This window comes from Parabacteroides sp. FAFU027, from assembly GCF_022808675.1.
Taxonomy (GTDB): Bacteria; Bacteroidota; Bacteroidia; order Bacteroidales; family UBA7332; genus CAXXIC01.
On record NZ_JAKZKV010000001.1, the window covers coordinates 785,374 to 801,735 of the forward strand.

Genomic DNA, 16,362 nt, shown 5'->3' on the forward strand with positions numbered 1-16,362 from the left:
TTTGTCCACCTGTTTAATCATCAGAAACAATCTTAATAAAGACCAAATTCCCAACTGTATCTCTTTCCATCACAAAGTACAATTTTCCATTTTCCACAACACGCCTAATCCATTAATTTGCAAATGGTTTAACGGAGAATTGCTTATCTGCACTGACAGATTGCAATAGTATGTATCATACCATTATTTTCATTTTTGTTAATCACTTAATCAATTTATCTATGAGAAAAATTAGACTTCTTTTGGTCGCTGCGGCGGCGTTTATTGGAGCAATGACCGCATTGGCCACTACTGCTCCGAGTTATATTGTAAATGAGGCTTTTACCGGCTTAACTGCTTATCCTACAGGGTGGGGTACAGGAACAGCTCTTTATGGTGGTTCTGCCGGAGCAACAATTGCCAGCGATAAATTAACTGTTTCCGCATCTGCTGGTGGTGGTAACCGAGGTCTTACAATAAATCATCCAAGTAGTGGTTCAGAAACACTTGTATATGTCGATTTCGATTGGACAATCACGTCTGCAACAGTTGGGTACAGAAATGCACTCGGCCTATACTTACATGACAGCAATGGTTATGACATTTTGGGATTGTATCTCTCTGGTAACGATGCTAAATTTCACCTTCAGAATTTAGATAATTCAACTGCTGCTTTTCTTAGTGGAGGAAACTTCAATAAAGCTGCTGCGGATAATACGTCATGTAACACATTAAATGCCTCAACAATAACCACATTATCTTGGTCTACAGGAACCACTTATAATGTCAAAGCGACATTAGACATTTCTAATCATACTGTCACCTATTTAAAAATCACAAATAATTCAACAAGCGCATTTTATGAAACTACTGGAAGTCTTAACTTTCTAAATACTAGTGCTGCCAATATCTCGAAAATAAGTATTTTTAATTCAAGAGCAAATAATACCGGTACCAATGGTAGTACTGTTACTTTTAGTAATGCTATTGACAATTTCAAAACCTATAAAATGGTGGAAATTACAGGAACTGCAAATGTTACAATCAACTATCTGGATACTGACGGTAATACTATTAAAACTGCCAGAACAGAGGCAGATCAAGTTATTGGTTCTACATATCCAGCACTCTCTACAGACAAAGCGTCCTTCAATGACGGTTCATTCTACTATGCTTATGATGCAACAGCAACAACAGCCGACAATGTAGTTGTTGCATCTGGAGGCTCTGCAATCAATCTGAAATTCAAAAAAACAGCCTTGACAGCCGGTACATATACCTGGACAAATGCCAGCAGTGCAAACTGGAACGAAACAGAAGCAAACTTCACAACAGACGGAAGCAATAGTCTTGCTTACCAAAACAGCAATGCGGTATCCTTCCCTGCTACTGCAACACAGAAAAGCGTATCTCTGACCGGAGCCTTAGATCTTGGCAGCAATAATGTAAATCTTGCAGGAGATGGTTATACTCTTGCAGGTTCAGGAAGTCTTACAGGTACAGGTACATTGAACCTGAATCTAAATACGGGCGAAACAGCTTCATTGAACTTAACAAATAATCTGACCGGCGGTGTTGCCATTAATGGAGGTATTGCTGTTATCCTTAAAGATGCAGCAGCGTCTAAACTTACTGTTGCAAACGGAGCAACATTAAATCTTAGCACAGGCGCAGCATTTAGCAAAGCTATTACCGGAGCAACCGGTTCTCTGAATATCCTGCCGACATCTAATGTTACTTATTCATCTGCCATTACAGGCGTTGATGCATTAAACTACGCATTGCCATCAGCCGGATCAGTAACTACCGCTGGGGTATTTTCTTCTATGCCGATTCTGAATAATAATTACAGCGGAGCGATTAACGTGGGCACTTCACTTACGGCTGCAATGTTTGGCTCAACCATTAATTTCACCAGCAACAAAGTCGCTTTAGGGGATAATGTATCAATGGTTTACACAACAAACCCTGCAACTGATGGCTCCACAACGGTCTCTATCGGTGAATTGACAGGAACTTCAGCATCAAAAATAATGGGTGCGCGTTTAAGAACTCTTACTTACTCGATCGGAGGTTTGAATACTGATGCTGTATTTGCTGGTACTTTTGAAAATTTTGCTGCTGATGCATGGAGTAATATACCAGTACTCAACATCACAAAAGTAGGAACTGGCTCTTTAACTCTGACAGGAAACAATTCTGCATATCTTTCAGGTACAGCCACTGTTAGCGCCGGTAGACTTATTGTAAATGGATCTTTAGGAACTACTGCTGTTGTTGCAACTGTAGGAGCTAACGGAACTCTTAGCGGTACCGGTACCATCAACGGTGCAACTACCGTAAACGGAACACTTGAAGGAAACCTTAACTTCGGAAGCACACTTTCACTTGCAGGAACAACCAATCTGACAGTGAATGGATTCAATACCGGTGAATACAACGTTGTTAATGTGACAGGTGCTGCAACTACCGGTGGAACACTGAACGTGACTGTAAATGCTGCGACTGCTCCGGAAGTAGGCACTGCAATCAAATTGATCAATGCAGGTTCTTACGCTGGTGGATTCACAACTGTAAATGTTCCTATCGGATACGCTTACACCGAAGCAACAGGAACTCTTACCTACAATGGAACTGGTGTCCCTACCGCCATCAACAATGGTAAAGCAGGTGCAGTAAGCATCTATCCTACCCTGACAAAAGGTAGCATTAATGTTACCAATGCAAAAGCTGCAACAATTGAAGTTAGCAACGTAGCTGGTGTTACTGTTCAGATCGTAAAATCAACTGACGACAACACTTCTCTTCAACTGTCGGCATTGTCAAATGGAGCTTACATCGTAAAAGTTAGTTTGGCTAACGGTTCAGTAAAAGTTCAAAAAGTGATTCTTCAGAAATAAAGAATACGAGTGTATCAAAATGCATCAAAGGCGCTTCGGAAACGGAGCGCTTTTTTGTTCTCCGGGAGTAAGACCAATTAGATGATTCCCTATCTTTGGGCTCTCTTTTAAAAATCAGTCGATACTCTCATGAGACACACTTTGCTCCTCGCCACCCTCCTCTTTTCCCAAATCACATTTGCAGGAAACAATAAATCGCCATACCTGCTGCCATTTGTCAATACCTTTGTGGGAACGGCAGCCGCAACGACCGACAATGCCGGTAAGCATGGCAAGCAGACCGAAGAGTTTGGGCAGACCCTTCCGGCAGTACTCGCCCCCAACGGGATGAACTTCATGACGCCGCAAACCCGTGACACGGAACAGAAATGTATAGCCCCCTATTACTATAAAGATACACTGCTACAGGGCTTCCGCAACTCTCACTGGATAGTGGGCGGATGCACACAGGACTACGGCAGCATGACGCTGATGCCGATGCTCGATAAGATGGCTTTCCAGCCGGAACAACGGGCATCACGTTTCAGCCATAAAGATGAGATTTCGACTCCCGCCAATTATTCGGTTTACCTGGAAGATTACCATATTCAGAGCGAGATGAGCGCAACTACCCGCTGCGCTATCTTCCGCTTCACCTTTCACAAGGCGGGGATGGCCTACATTGCCGTCAATCCCAACAGCGACGAGAGGGAAGGCTCCATTCAGGTAAATGCTTCGAAAGGCATCATCACCGGTTCCAATCCGGTACATCGCATTTATCAGGGATGGGGAAAGCCGGCAGGATTTGCCGGTCATTTTTTAGTGAAAATAGAGCGACCGGTTACAACTTATGGTGTATTTCAGGAAAACAGGATTTTAGAGCAAACGACCGAACTAGCCAACCAGCCCCGCCTCGGTGGATATGTGGGCTTTCCGGTGAAGGCGGGCGAGACGGTTATCGTCCGCATGGCCTCCTCCTTCACCGACCTGAAACATGCGGAGATGAACCTGCAAGCGGAGATTCCGACTCCCGATTTCGATAAAATCAAATCACAACTGGAAGAGACTTGGAACAAAACATTATCCAAAGTCTCTGTTACCAATAAAGATTATGCCGCCAAACGCAAGTTTTACACGGCAATGTACCACGCGCTGTTCCTGCCGCGGGTGATGAACGATGTGGATGGGGTCTATCCCGCATTTTCCAAAGGCAATACTCTATTTACCCAAAAGGGAAGAAACTACTACGACGACTACAGCATGTGGGACACCTACCGTGCGCTTCATCCGCTGATGAACATCATTCGTCCGGAGGAGTCGGCCGATATGATGGAGTCGTTGGTGGACAAATACCGGCAGGGCGGCTGGTTCCCCATTTTTCCATGTTGGAACAGCTATACCGCGGCGATGATAGGCGACCACTGCGGCGCCATAATTGCCGATGCTTATGTGAAAGGGATTACCAATTTCGACGTACAAAAGGCGTATGAAGGATTACGAAAAAATGCCTTTGAGTCGCCCACCAATTTCGAAGATTACAAAAACGGCATGGGGCGCCGCGCCCTTTCCTCCTACCTCAAATACGGTTATGTGCCGTTGGAGGATTCGGTGAAAGAGGCATTTCACAAAAACGAACAGGTAGCGCGCACGCTCGAATATGCCTTTGACGACTATGCCTTGTCGCGATTGGCGGATAAGTTGGGCAAGTCAGACGATGCGGCCACGTTGGGCAAACGGGCGATGAACTACCGCAACGTGATAGACCCGGCCACCGGTTATGCGCGTGGTCGCTATGCCAACGGTTCATTTATCAAGGAATTTAATCCGTTTAACTTTGCCAGCTATATCACCGAAGGCTACCCGGCACACTACACCTGGTACGTGCCGCAGGATATCCCGGGACTGATGTCGCTGATGGGCGGTGAGAAAATCTTTCGCCTGAAGCTTGATTCGATGTTTACCCAAAACCGTTACTGGCACGGTAATGAGCCCTGCCATCAGGTGGCGTTTCTGTTCAATTATACCCAAGAAGTTTGGCGCACGCAGAAGTATGTCAACGCCAATCTGCAAAGCGAATACAAAGACACACCCGGTGGACTTTCGGGCAACGATGATGCGGGGCAGATGTCGGCCTGGTACATCTTTGCCGCATTGGGATTTTACCCTGTCACACCGGCCACGCCTTACTATCTGATTTCGGGGCCGACCTTCGAACGGGCTTCCATCGCCTTGCCGCAGGGGAAATCATTTACTCTGATTGCCAAGAATCATTCGCCCGCCAACATCTACATCCAATCGGTCACCCTCAACGGGAAGCCTTACACGAAAAACTATATCTCCCATTTTGATATCGTAAAAGGCGGGGAAATGGTCTTCGTGATGGGGGCTAAACCGTCCGGTTGGGGCGTGGGGATGTGTCCGAGGTAGATGCTCTTCGAAACCTGACAGATAGTCCGAAACCTGACAGGTTTTAAAAACCTGTCAGGTTTAACGATACTTGAGCTCAACGATGGGCGGTAGAAACTTTTTTCTTCGTACTTGAGCTCAACGATGAACCGCAAAGATTTTTTTCTTCATACTTGAGCTCAAGTATGAGCTTTTGAAAGTTTTTTGTCCATACTTGAGCGCAGTGATGGGTTTTTGAATTCATTTTGTCTGTCACTGCATTCAGTAAACAGCATTTACAGGAGAAGTAAATCAGTCAAATAGCGCAGAAATATTGTCAATCGGGATTAGGTGGAAATTCCAACCGTTTTCATTGTACCAAAACCGTTATTTTTGTATTCAAATAACACACAACACATTTTTCCATGATAAAAAAACACCTTCTTTCCGGTGCCCTGCTGGCATGCCTGTTGAGCACAAACACATTTGCCCAAAACAAAAGCGACTATCACGACTGGGCGAAAACCCCGCCGATGGGCTGGAACAGCTGGGACTGCTATGGCCCCACCGTGGTCGAAAGCGAAGTCAAAGCCAACGCCGACTACATGTCTAAATACATGAAAAAGTATGGCTGGGAATATGTCATCGTCGATATCCGCTGGTACATCAGCAATGACAAGGCGCATGGCTACAACGAGAAAGATGCGCAATACAACATCGACGAATACGGACGCCTGACTCCTGCCGTAAACCGTTTCCCGTCGGCTGCCGATGGCAAAGGCTTCAAAGCACTGGCCGACTACATACACAGCAAAGGGCTGAAATTCGGTATCCACATCATGCGCGGTGTACCCATCGAAGCAGTAAAACGCAATCTGCCCATCAAAGGCAGCTCGGCCAAAGCCTCCGACATTTACAGCAAAGAGGAGCAATGTACCTGGCTTCGCGATATGTACACCGTCGTGCCGGGTCGCAACGGGGCGCAGGAGTATTACAACTCTATCCTCGAACTTTACGCTTCGTGGGGAGTAGATTTTATCAAGGTGGATGACCTCTCCTCCCCGATTTACCATCAGGGTGAAATCGAGATGATACGCAAGGCCATCGACCGCACCGGCCGTCACATCGTCTTCAGCACCTCACCGGGCGAGACTCCGATTGATAAAGCCAAACACGTGCAGCAACATGCCAACATGTGGCGCACCGTGGGTGATTACTGGGACAGTTGGGACCAGTTGAAGGAGCATTTCGACGTATTCCACCGCTGGGCGCCTTTCATCATGGACGGAGCATTCCCCGATGGTGATATGTTGCCAATGGGTCGCCTCGGTATCCGTGCCGAACGGGGCAATGACCGCATGAGCGCCTTCACCCATGAAGAGCAGCAACTGATGATGTCGCTCTGGTGCATCAACCGTTCACCGCTGATGTTTGGAGGTGATTTGCCTTCGAATGATGCCTTCACGCTCTCGATGATTACTAATCCGCGTGTGCTTGATGTGATGAAGTACAGCAAAAACAACCGCGAACTCTACAAGCAAAACGATAAAGTGGCGTGGGCTGCCGATGATACCAAGAGCAAGGACAAATATGTGGCACTTTTCTACATTGCCGACCAGAAACAGATTTCGGAGGAAAAGGCAGTTTACAACAGTGGCCTGATTACCCGCCAGACTCCCGGGCAATGCGCCAATATCAACGTCGATATTAAAGGGAAAAAGAAACTCTACCTGATTGTTTCGGGTGGAGAAGACGGTACCTCATGGGATCACGCCGACTGGATTAATCCTGTTTTGACAAATGGAAAAGATTCCATCCAGCTCACTTCCCTCAAATGGAAGAAAGCGTCCTGCGGATGGGGCAAAGTCTCCATCGGGAAAGCGGTTTCGGGTTCCGACCTGATGGTAAATAAGGTAAAATATGCCAACGGCATCGGCACACACGCCAATTCGGTGATTGAATACGACCTGCCTGAAGGATATGATCGATTCAGCGCAACGGTGGGACTGGATAATGCCGGCGCCGTTCAGAACGAAGGAGGTACCATCAAGTTTATGGTCTTTACCGAGAATCCAAGCGGACCCATGCCAGCCGAAACTTCAGAGGTGTCGGTTGACCTGAAATCATTGGGCATCAACGGTGAATGCACAGTCACCGACCTGTGGTCAGGCGCCAAACTCGGTACCTTTAAAGGAAAATTCACCCAGACACTGAAACGTCATGCGGGAGGACTGTACCGCATCTCGGTGAAAAAGTAAACTGATTACCGGATTATGTCCGGGAAATAAGATTCACTATTGAGCAAAGCGTGGATATCCTTTTAGCGAGGTATTCACGCTTTCTGTTTTATCCAGACTCCATTTCGTTTATCCATCATTCCGTTTGGTTATAACCACTCCCCTATTTTTCCTTAAATCTGCCTATCCGGCTAAACCCCAGCACTCTTTTCCCTGTTTATAGGCTCGTGGAAATAGCAATTTACAGAAGCAACTGGCTAACCCTCTCTTTCACATACCACATTCAGGGTATATGATTTACATGGATTGTGGTATTGTTACCCCTGTCACATCGCTGTAATTTTGCATCAATCTAAATAACATCAAATTACACCCAACAGATAATGAATAATTTGACAACACCTCTCTCAGCTGAACAGGCTCAACAATTATCACAGCTAATCGCTCACCTTTCCCGGGAGCAAACCTACTGGGTATCGGGCTATTTTGCTGGATTGTTAGCCCAAAAGCCCGCTATAGCCGCTCAACCCTCACCCGAAATAAGTGCGGTTATTGCACCTGAAGTCGTTGCCGAAGCTATCCCCGCAAAGGCAAAAGTATTAACCATATTATACGGCTCACGCACCGGAAACGGAGAAGCATTAGCCAAACTGGCTCAAAAGATGGCCGTAGAATCGGGTTTCGAGGTCTCCCTCAAAAGCATGGAGAACTACAAAGCCCGCGAAATCAAAGACGAGAAGAATCTGCTGGTTATCGTCAGCACGCACGGCGACGGTGAACCTCCTTTCCAGGCGAAAGAGTTCTACGAATTCATCCACAGTAAGCGTGCTCCGCAACTGAATAATACTCAGTTTGCAGTCATCGGACTGGGTGACCGCAGTTACCTGAAATTCTGCCAGGTAGGCGTAGATTTGGATAAACGTTTGGCCGAACTGGGCGCGAAAAGAATCAATGACCGCACCGACTGCGACGTGGATTTCCGTGGTGAAGGCATGAGAGCCATCTCCAAACTGCTTAGTGTACTTGAAAAAGAATCAGGTAGTGCTACTCAAAACATTTCTGTAGTGCAAACTGCAGTAGCCACAGAAGAGCATGAGGAGCATAACCGACTCAATCCGTTTCAGGCAACGGTATTGGATAAAACCTTCCTTCACGGACGAGACAGCGACCGCCAGACTCTGCACGTTGAATTATCACTCGAAGGTTCGGGTATTACGTATGAGCCCGGGGATTCGATGGGTGTCTACGCGACTAATCCACCGGAACTCGTAGACCAGGTATTGGAGACTTTACAGCTCAATCCAAATGATAAAATAACCACTGAACGTGGTGAAACAACACTGAGTGATGCATTGTATAAAGAGGTTGAATTGACAACGCTGACTCCGGATGTATTGAACCGCTTTGCGACTACGACAGACAATGCAGAGCTGAAAGGCATTCTGACCGATCCGGCTGAATTGAAGAAATTCATACATGGTAAAGACATTGTGGACCTGTTTACCCATTATCCTGAAAAATTCAATCCGGAGCAATTGTTGGGACTGTTGAGAAAAATACAGCCCCGCCTGTACTCCATTTCATCAAGTCCGTTGGCTCATCCCGATGAAGCACACCTGACCGTAGGAGTTGTAAAGTACAACAACAAAGGCCGTAATAAGACAGGTCTCTGTTCGGTATTCCTCTCCGACCGGGTTTATGAAGAGGAAACTGCCCCGGCATTTATTGAAAAGAATCCGAATTTCCGCTTACCGATAAACCCACAAACACCCATCATCATGGTGGGAGCCGGTACGGGAATTGCACCATACCGTGCCTTCGTTGAGCATCGTGCCGAACAGGATAATGCGGGCAAAAGCTGGCTCTTCTTCGGGAACCGCTTCTCTGAAAGTGAATTCCTCTACCAGCTGGAATGGCAACGTTTCCTGAAAGAAAAAACATTGACGAAAATGAGTGTCGCTTTCTCCCGTGATTCCGAACAGAAAGTGTATGTACAGGACAGACTTTTGGAAAATAGCCGTGAAGTATTTGACTGGCTCGAAAACGGCGGACACTTCTACGTCTGTGGAGATATGAAGAAAATGGCCGGTGACGTGAACCATGCCCTGATAAAAATCATTGAAAAAGAGGGCGGTTACAAACATGACCTGGCATTGGAATACATCAACAACCTGCAACGCGAGAAACGGTATCAGACGGATGTGTATTGATTCTCTTTTCAGGAGTTATTGGGAGTAAAAGGGAGTTATAAGTAGATAAGAGGCACTATTGTTTCACTCAAAAAGAGTTAGAAGAAACTACTCTACCCAAATCTCACGCCTCACAACTTATTACTTACGACTTATTACTTACGACTAAACGCATAAACACAATATGAGCAACAAACCATTATCAGACTTAGAACGTATCAAGACCGAAAGCAACTACCTGCGCGGTACATTAGTAGAAAGTCTGGCAGACCCGATAACCGGAGCTTTGGCTCCCGATGATCAGCAATTGATCAAATTTCATGGTGCATATCAGCAAACTGACCGCGACTTCGATGAAGAACGCCGTCGTCAAAAGCTGGAACCACTTATCAGCTTCATGATTCGCGTGCGTGTACCGGGCGGAGTGCTAACCCCAAAACAGTGGCTCGACCTGGACGAACTGACCGAGAAACATTGCAAGCCTACCCTGAAGCTGACTACACGTCAGGCGGTGGAGCTTCACGGCGTGGTAAAACGCAAAATGAAAACAGCCATGCAGGGTATTCACGCCACATTGCTCGATTCATTAGCCGGTTGCGGTGATGTGAACCGTAATGTGATGACTTCTGCCAACCCGTGGGAATCTCCGGTTCACCAACTGGTATTCGACGATGCACTGAAGATTCACAAGGAATTCACACCCAGAACGACTGCTTACCATGAAATCTGGCTAGATGACGAGTTGGTAGTCGGAGGTGAGAAAAAAGAGGATCACGAACCGTTGTATGGCAAAACATATCTTCCTCGTAAATTCAAGGTGGCTATCGCTGTTCCACCACGTAATGATGTGGATGTTTTCGCCAATGACCTGGGCTTTATCGCCATTGTCGAAAACGGTGAACTGGTCGGATATAATCTCCTTGCGGGTGGTGGCATGGGTTCAACCTTTGGAATGGAAACCACCTATCCACGACTGGCTAACGTAATCGGCTTTGTCAAAAAAGAGGATATCGTGGAGGCTGCCAAAGCTGTACTGATTTTCCAACGCGACCACGGAAACCGCTCCGAGCGTAAATTCTCCCGTCTGAAATATACCATCGACCGTCTGGGTCTGGCCTATTTTAACGAACAAATCAAAGATGCCCTCGGGGATAAACTGAGTGAAGCCCGTCCATTTAAGTTTGACAGCAACGGTGACAAACTGGGGTGGAGCAAAGGCTACAACGGGAAATGGTACTTTACCCTCTTCATCCAGGGCGGTAAAGTCCGCGATGATAAACACCTGCAACTCAAAACTGCATTGCGCGAAATCGCATCGGTACTGAAAGGAAACTTCACCCTGACCGGTAATCAAAACCTTGTAGTTGGAGACATCGACGAACAGGACAAAGCGGAAATCGAAGCTTTACTCGAGAAATGGAACCTTGTCAAGCCGCTCAGCGGATTGCGACGCAACAACATTGCCTGCGTGGCATTGCCGGTATGTACGATGGCTTTTGCCGAAGCGGAACGTTATGCTCCTTCGTTGATAGACAAGCTCGAAAAGATTTTGGAAAAATACAACCTGCTGGACGAAGATATTCTCTTCCGTATGACCGGTTGTCCAAACGGTTGCGCCCGTCCGTTCCTCGGAGAGATTGCATTGGTGGGAAAATCGCCGGGTAAATACAATCTTTACCTTGGTGCCGGATTTACGGGTGAACGCCTCAACAAGCTCTATGCTGAACTGGTGGAAGAGCACGAGGTAATCGGCCTTTTAACCCCTATCTTCGAACGTTTCTCCAAAGAGAGACTGGAAGGCGAACGGTTTGGCGACTTTGTTATCCGCAAAGGATATGTGCAGGCAACCACCAGCGGACTTGATTTTCACCAAAATATCAAACTGGCAAAATTTCACGATATCAAACCAGTATTGCCAAAGAAGAAACAGACGCTTGACTCTATTCTTTTCGTGAAAAAGGATAAGAAAAAGAAGAAGAAATAATCTTAGCCGGATTAGTATATCAGGAGGGGATTCGGAAACGGATACTCTCCTTTTTCATTACACCAACTAACTACATTTTCGTAGTTATCCATACCAAAAGTTACATTCACTTCTTACATAGAATTCTGCCTAAAAAAAAAGAGTTCTCATTTCCAGATATTTAATTCTATTACAACCGGAATCTAAATTTACGGCACAGTATTTGGATTAAATCCGTAAAGTCAAATCATAAATACGAAGAATATGCAAGGCAGAATGAAAGAACACCAACTATCAAGAGCTGAAATAGAGACTTTACTTACAGAAGAATCAGTCGGTAACCTGGGCACCATTTCAGAAGATGGGTATCCTTACATCACCCCGGTACACTTTGTCTGGAAAGATGAAAAGATATACATCCACGGATTACGCGTCGGTCAGAAAATTGACTACCTGACCCGAAATCCGAAAGTCGGGTTTGAGGTCTTCCGGATGAATAGACTGATCCATGATGCCGAACTGCCTTGCGACACCAATACCGACTATCAGAGCGTTATTATGCAGGGAAAAGCACAAATGGTAACCGAAGAAGACCTTTGCATCAAAGTACTTGATGCCGTCGTAGCCAAATACACACCTCAACACGCCGGCAAATCATATCCTCCGGCCATGCTCAAGGCAACCGGAGTCATTGAAATTGAACCGTTTGATATTACGGGGAAATATTTCAGGTAATCAGATAAACATTAAAACGCTAATTCAAATCAGTATTTCACTAAAGAAATCACTGATTCAGATTAGCGTTTTTCGCAAATATCGCTGATTTTATTCAGCGATTATATCATGCAAAGATTAATTCTCTCCCAGGATAAAGCGCTCAACCACCTCTGCCACACCATCTTCCATATTGGAAGCTACGATAACATCAGCTTTATCGCGAAGTTCCGGAGTAACGTTATCCACCCACACACCAAGTCCGGCATATTCAACCATCGAAAGGTCGTTTCCTGCATTTCCCACAGCAATCACTTCGCTTTGCTGAATCCCCAGCATATTGGACAAAAGCTCCAGACTCGCCGCTTTATCAATTCCCTGTGGCATGACTTCGAGAAAGAAGGGCTTGGAACGGGCTATGCTCAGGTCTGTACGTTCAGCTTTTAGCTTTGTCTCCATCGTCTTGAGGTAATCCGGATTTTCCAGAAGAATACACTTTACGGCAGAAGTCTGCACTTCGCTTTTGAAGCAGGGTACTTTGTGGTGCGGAAGCCCGGTAAGCTTGATTTCCACGTCGATGTACTCAGATTCGGTTTCGCTGATTACCCCTTTATCTGAATAGGTGATAATGTGCAGGTCGTTTACCTTACAGAAATCGTGCAGACTGTGAATCTCCTCTTTGGTGAGGCTTTGTTCGAAAATCACTTCATTATCACGTATCGAAGTAACCATTCCTCCATTGAAAGAGATTAAGTATGAATCGTATTTATCCAGTTGAAGAGTTTCGATATATTGAGTCATGGCCGGAGTGGGACGTCCTGATGCAAGCACCACTTTTACACCCTTTTCCTGTGCTTTGAGTAGCATCTTTCTGTTTCTTTCAGAGATGGAGTGGTCATCGCGGAGTAAGGTGTCGTCCAGGTCGAGCACCAGCATTTTGTAGTTTAAGTCAGTAGATGATGTAGTCGTTGACATTTAATTCGATTTTGAATCCGGCGGCAAAATTAGCTCATTTCCACGAAACCAGCATGTTAATTATACAAATTCCTGCAACCTAACCATTTCTGAATTGTTTTATAAATATCATTGTTGTATAATGAAAGAGCATCTCCCCCGCGATAGGGGCTGCACCTACCAATACTGAATTTCATATCAAAAAAGTATTAACCTAAACTGTTGAATTATTCCTCTGGTCATCTGTATTCCGGAGCTTTTCTCTTTTCTTTCTACCTGTTTCTCCCCAATACAGCACTACGTATTGCATTACAACCGATTGTTTATTCATTCATCTAAAAACCCAAACCACGCCTCAATTATTTATTCTAACCTAAATCTGAAGACATATGAAATCATTATCATTCATTATCTCATTCGCATTCTTAACCCTCTTCTTTGCTTGTCAGAGTGATGAAGTCTATGACAATGCTGCAAAGGATGCCGTTTCGCTGAAGTCGGTGACATCTGAAGATGGAATTAAGATTGCTATCATGTCAGACCTGCACGTCATGCACCCCTCTCTGCTTATTGGAGCCAATCCTGACTATGAAGCTTATATCCAGCAGGACCCCAAATATTTAGTGGAAAGTTACAACATTCTTAAAGCGGCTGTAAATCAGCTTATATCCCAAAAGCCGGACCTGGTATTAATTCCCGGTGATATGACTAAAGACGGTGAACTGATAAGCCATGAGCTGGTACAGGCTCAGTTGAAAAAACTGGAAGAGAACGGAATCAAGGTATTGGTTACCATAGGAAACCATGACATAAACAATGGTGATGCAAAGAAATTTGCCATGAACAAGACGATGAAAACAGAAACCGTTCAGGCCAATAAAATTCCGGTTATCTATTCTCATTTCGGATTTGCTGAAGCGCTGTACAAAGACCCCAATTCACTCAGCTATGTAGCCGAACCGATACAGGGACTCTGGGTTATCGCCATTGATGCAAACAAGTATTATGATAATACAGACAAACCCATTACTTCCGGCGTGATAAAACCCGCAACATTAGACTGGGTTAAAGCCAGACTGGCAGAAGCCGCTGAAAAAGGTAAGATGGTAGTCGGTATGATGCACCATGGCCTGGTGGAACATTACAGCATGCAAAACGCTGTTGACCCGGGTTATGTAATCGATGATTATCCTGCCGTTGCTGACCAACTGATTGAGGCCGGTCTGAAAGTCATCTTTACCGGACACTACCATGCCAACGACATCACCAAACGGGAAAAAGGTGATAAATTCGTCTTTGACGTAGAAACCGGGTCAAACGTAAATTATCCATGCGCTTACCGCATGCTAACTATCAAGGACAATAAGTTTAAATTTGAATTTCAGCCTATTCTCCCGTACAGTCTGCCGGGAAGCGCTGCTCAGTTATATTCACAAAAATATCTGGGTATCTACTTCACTAATATGTTAATGTCAAAAGGATTCCCGCAATCTGATGCAGCAGCTCTGGCTCCTGCATTTGCATGGTCAGCTATGACGCACTTTGCCGGAGACGAGCCTGCTATTCCAATGCAAATCCTGGGTGTTATCAGTATGCTTGAAGGTAATTCTCAAACCTACGGCCTCGGCTTAGCCATGGAATCTCTCTGGACCGACTTGGGTGTACCGGATAACAATGTTACTCTCAATATGGTGGATGGGACATTTTCAGCCAATTAAACTAAACATTTTCCCTGCATAAACAGTTAATTATAGCAGTTCAATGAAACCGACTTCTTCACCAGGTCGGTTTTATTATGGACAAATGCTACCTTTGCTTATCCGAAAATGAATAGAGCTATGAAAGAACCTTTCCGCATCGTAGAAGTCAATAAAGAGCTGATTGATAAAATCAACTCCTCGCCCGAGAATATGCACCAGCACAACTTCGAAGAGTTGATTATCCTTACCGAAGGTAAAGCCGACCACGTTATTAACTTTGACCGTGAAGTGATTGAAGCGCCTATCTTTGTGTATGTTTCAAAAGGAAAGGCACATCAGTTTCTTCCTCATGACGGGGCCAGCGGATGGATTGTCCTCTATGAAAATGAGCTGGTTCCGGATAGCCGCTTTCATTTCTACTCCAACTTTACCGACCGGGTGAACTACTCGCTGGAGCAGATGGAGTGCATTAGCCCCATCTTCAACCTTTGCAACATGATGGCATATGAATACAACAAGCCGGTACCTCAATTCAATATTATCCGCCACCTGCTGGCTGCCCTGCTGGCCAAGCTCGAAGCTGAAAGCAACAACGAACCCCAGGCCTTCAGCGATGCATCCAACAACCAGCGCATTGCCTTTCACAACTTCCTCAAGATATTGGAAGAAAACTTTAAACGCCCCGTTGGCGTGCAGTTCTACGCCGATAAGCTGAATACCTCTGTCCGTAATCTCAACCTCATTTGCCAGAATGTATTCCACAAAAGCGTATCGGAAATCGTCGAGACCCGTAAGCTCATTGAAGCCAAACAACTGCTGATGAATTCCGGCCTTACCGTTTCGGAGATTGGCTTTGAGCTGGGGTATAACGAGAAATCCTACTTCACCCGCGTATTTTCCAAAAAGGAAGGCATCACACCTACAGAATTCCGCAACCAGATGAATAACGTTATTCTCAAATAAATAGCGGCGTTTTTTAGCATACAGATGACACTGATTTGAATCGATTTACACAGATTTCTTATCCGTGTAAATCTGTGTTGCTTGCATCCGTGTCATCTGTGCCTATCTTTTCCTAAGACTCCTTTTTACTCCATAATATATTCCCGACGTATAGCCTAATATGCAACTAACGTATAGCCTAATATACGGATGTCGCATATTAGGCTATGCACTGCCCGTATATTAGGCTATGCGGTCGTCGTATATCTGGCTATTCGACCGTAATATTGCACCTTTTCCTAAAAGTACCACACCCCTTCTCAAAAGTGTTACCCCTACCTCTCTCCACCGCCCTATCTTTGCAATATCAAAACAATCAAACAGTCAGAGTATCTGAGGATAATGAATCAGGTGCTCTGA

General features: G+C 45.4%; 9 protein-coding genes. 8 read left to right on the top strand and 1 reads right to left on the bottom strand.

Going from position 1 to position 16,362, the window contains the following annotated elements; all coding sequences use genetic code 11:
* The first annotated feature begins 221 nt into the window (after positions 1-221).
* From MLE17_RS03370 to MLE17_RS03395, 6 genes are all read left to right on the top strand, one after another.
* Positions 222-2,879 (top strand): beta strand repeat-containing protein, encoded by a 2,658-nt coding sequence (locus MLE17_RS03370; protein WP_243347045.1) that lies wholly within the window; start codon positions 222-224, stop codon positions 2,877-2,879.
* Between the two features lie 129 nt (positions 2,880-3,008).
* Complete coding sequence (locus MLE17_RS03375; RefSeq protein ID WP_243347049.1) at positions 3,009-5,285, top strand: GH92 family glycosyl hydrolase; 2,277 nt, start codon at positions 3,009-3,011, stop codon at positions 5,283-5,285.
* Positions 5,286-5,668: 383 nt separating this feature from the next.
* Complete coding sequence (locus tag MLE17_RS03380) at positions 5,669-7,501, top strand: NPCBM/NEW2 domain-containing protein (protein WP_243347050.1); 1,833 nt, start codon at positions 5,669-5,671, stop codon at positions 7,499-7,501.
* A gap of 362 nt (positions 7,502-7,863) precedes the next feature.
* Positions 7,864-9,690, top strand: a complete 1,827-nt coding sequence (locus MLE17_RS03385) for an assimilatory sulfite reductase (NADPH) flavoprotein subunit (protein ID WP_243347051.1) — start codon at positions 7,864-7,866, stop codon at positions 9,688-9,690.
* 163 nt (positions 9,691-9,853) lie between these two features.
* Entirely contained in the window at positions 9,854-11,653 is a 1,800-nt protein-coding gene (gene cysI / locus MLE17_RS03390; RefSeq protein WP_243347052.1) for an assimilatory sulfite reductase (NADPH) hemoprotein subunit, read from the top strand.
* Positions 11,654-11,908: 255 nt separating this feature from the next.
* A complete protein-coding gene (locus MLE17_RS03395; protein WP_243347053.1) occupies positions 11,909-12,367 on the top strand; it encodes a pyridoxamine 5'-phosphate oxidase family protein in 459 nt (152 codons plus the stop codon).
* A 117-nt stretch (positions 12,368-12,484) separates the two neighbouring features.
* Here the strand turns inward: MLE17_RS03395 and MLE17_RS03400 are convergent, their stop codons facing one another.
* On the bottom strand, positions 12,485-13,321 hold the full coding sequence (locus tag MLE17_RS03400) for a Cof-type HAD-IIB family hydrolase (protein WP_243347054.1): 837 nt from the start codon (positions 13,319-13,321) through the stop codon (positions 12,485-12,487).
* 368 nt (positions 13,322-13,689) lie between these two features.
* On the opposite strand from MLE17_RS03400, the gene MLE17_RS03405 reads away from it, so the two are divergent.
* Positions 13,690-15,018 (top strand): metallophosphoesterase family protein, encoded by a 1,329-nt coding sequence (locus MLE17_RS03405; RefSeq protein ID WP_243347055.1) that lies wholly within the window; start codon positions 13,690-13,692, stop codon positions 15,016-15,018.
* A gap of 120 nt (positions 15,019-15,138) precedes the next feature.
* Positions 15,139-15,963, top strand: coding sequence for a helix-turn-helix domain-containing protein (locus MLE17_RS03410; RefSeq protein WP_243347057.1), 825 nt, complete (start codon positions 15,139-15,141; stop codon positions 15,961-15,963).
* The last annotated feature ends 399 nt before the right edge of the window (positions 15,964-16,362 follow it).

Bases quoted from the DNA above. Each gene is read 5' to 3' on its own strand.
- MLE17_RS03405 (WP_243347055.1), top strand. From the start codon at position 13,690: ATGAAATCATTATCATTCATTATCTCATTCGCATTCTTAACCCTCTTC.
- MLE17_RS03375 (WP_243347049.1), top strand. From the start codon at position 3,009: ATGAGACACACTTTGCTCCTCGCCACCCTCCTCTTTTCCCAAATCACA.
- MLE17_RS03400 (WP_243347054.1), bottom strand. From the start codon at position 13,321: ATGTCAACGACTACATCATCTACTGACTTAAACTACAAAATGCTGGTG.
- MLE17_RS03410 (WP_243347057.1), top strand. From the start codon at position 15,139: ATGAAAGAACCTTTCCGCATCGTAGAAGTCAATAAAGAGCTGATTGAT.
- MLE17_RS03370 (WP_243347045.1), top strand. From the start codon at position 222: ATGAGAAAAATTAGACTTCTTTTGGTCGCTGCGGCGGCGTTTATTGGA.
- MLE17_RS03395 (WP_243347053.1), top strand. From the start codon at position 11,909: ATGAAAGAACACCAACTATCAAGAGCTGAAATAGAGACTTTACTTACA.
- cysI (WP_243347052.1), top strand. From the start codon at position 9,854: ATGAGCAACAAACCATTATCAGACTTAGAACGTATCAAGACCGAAAGC.
- MLE17_RS03380 (WP_243347050.1), top strand. From the start codon at position 5,669: ATGATAAAAAAACACCTTCTTTCCGGTGCCCTGCTGGCATGCCTGTTG.
- MLE17_RS03385 (WP_243347051.1), top strand. From the start codon at position 7,864: ATGAATAATTTGACAACACCTCTCTCAGCTGAACAGGCTCAACAATTA.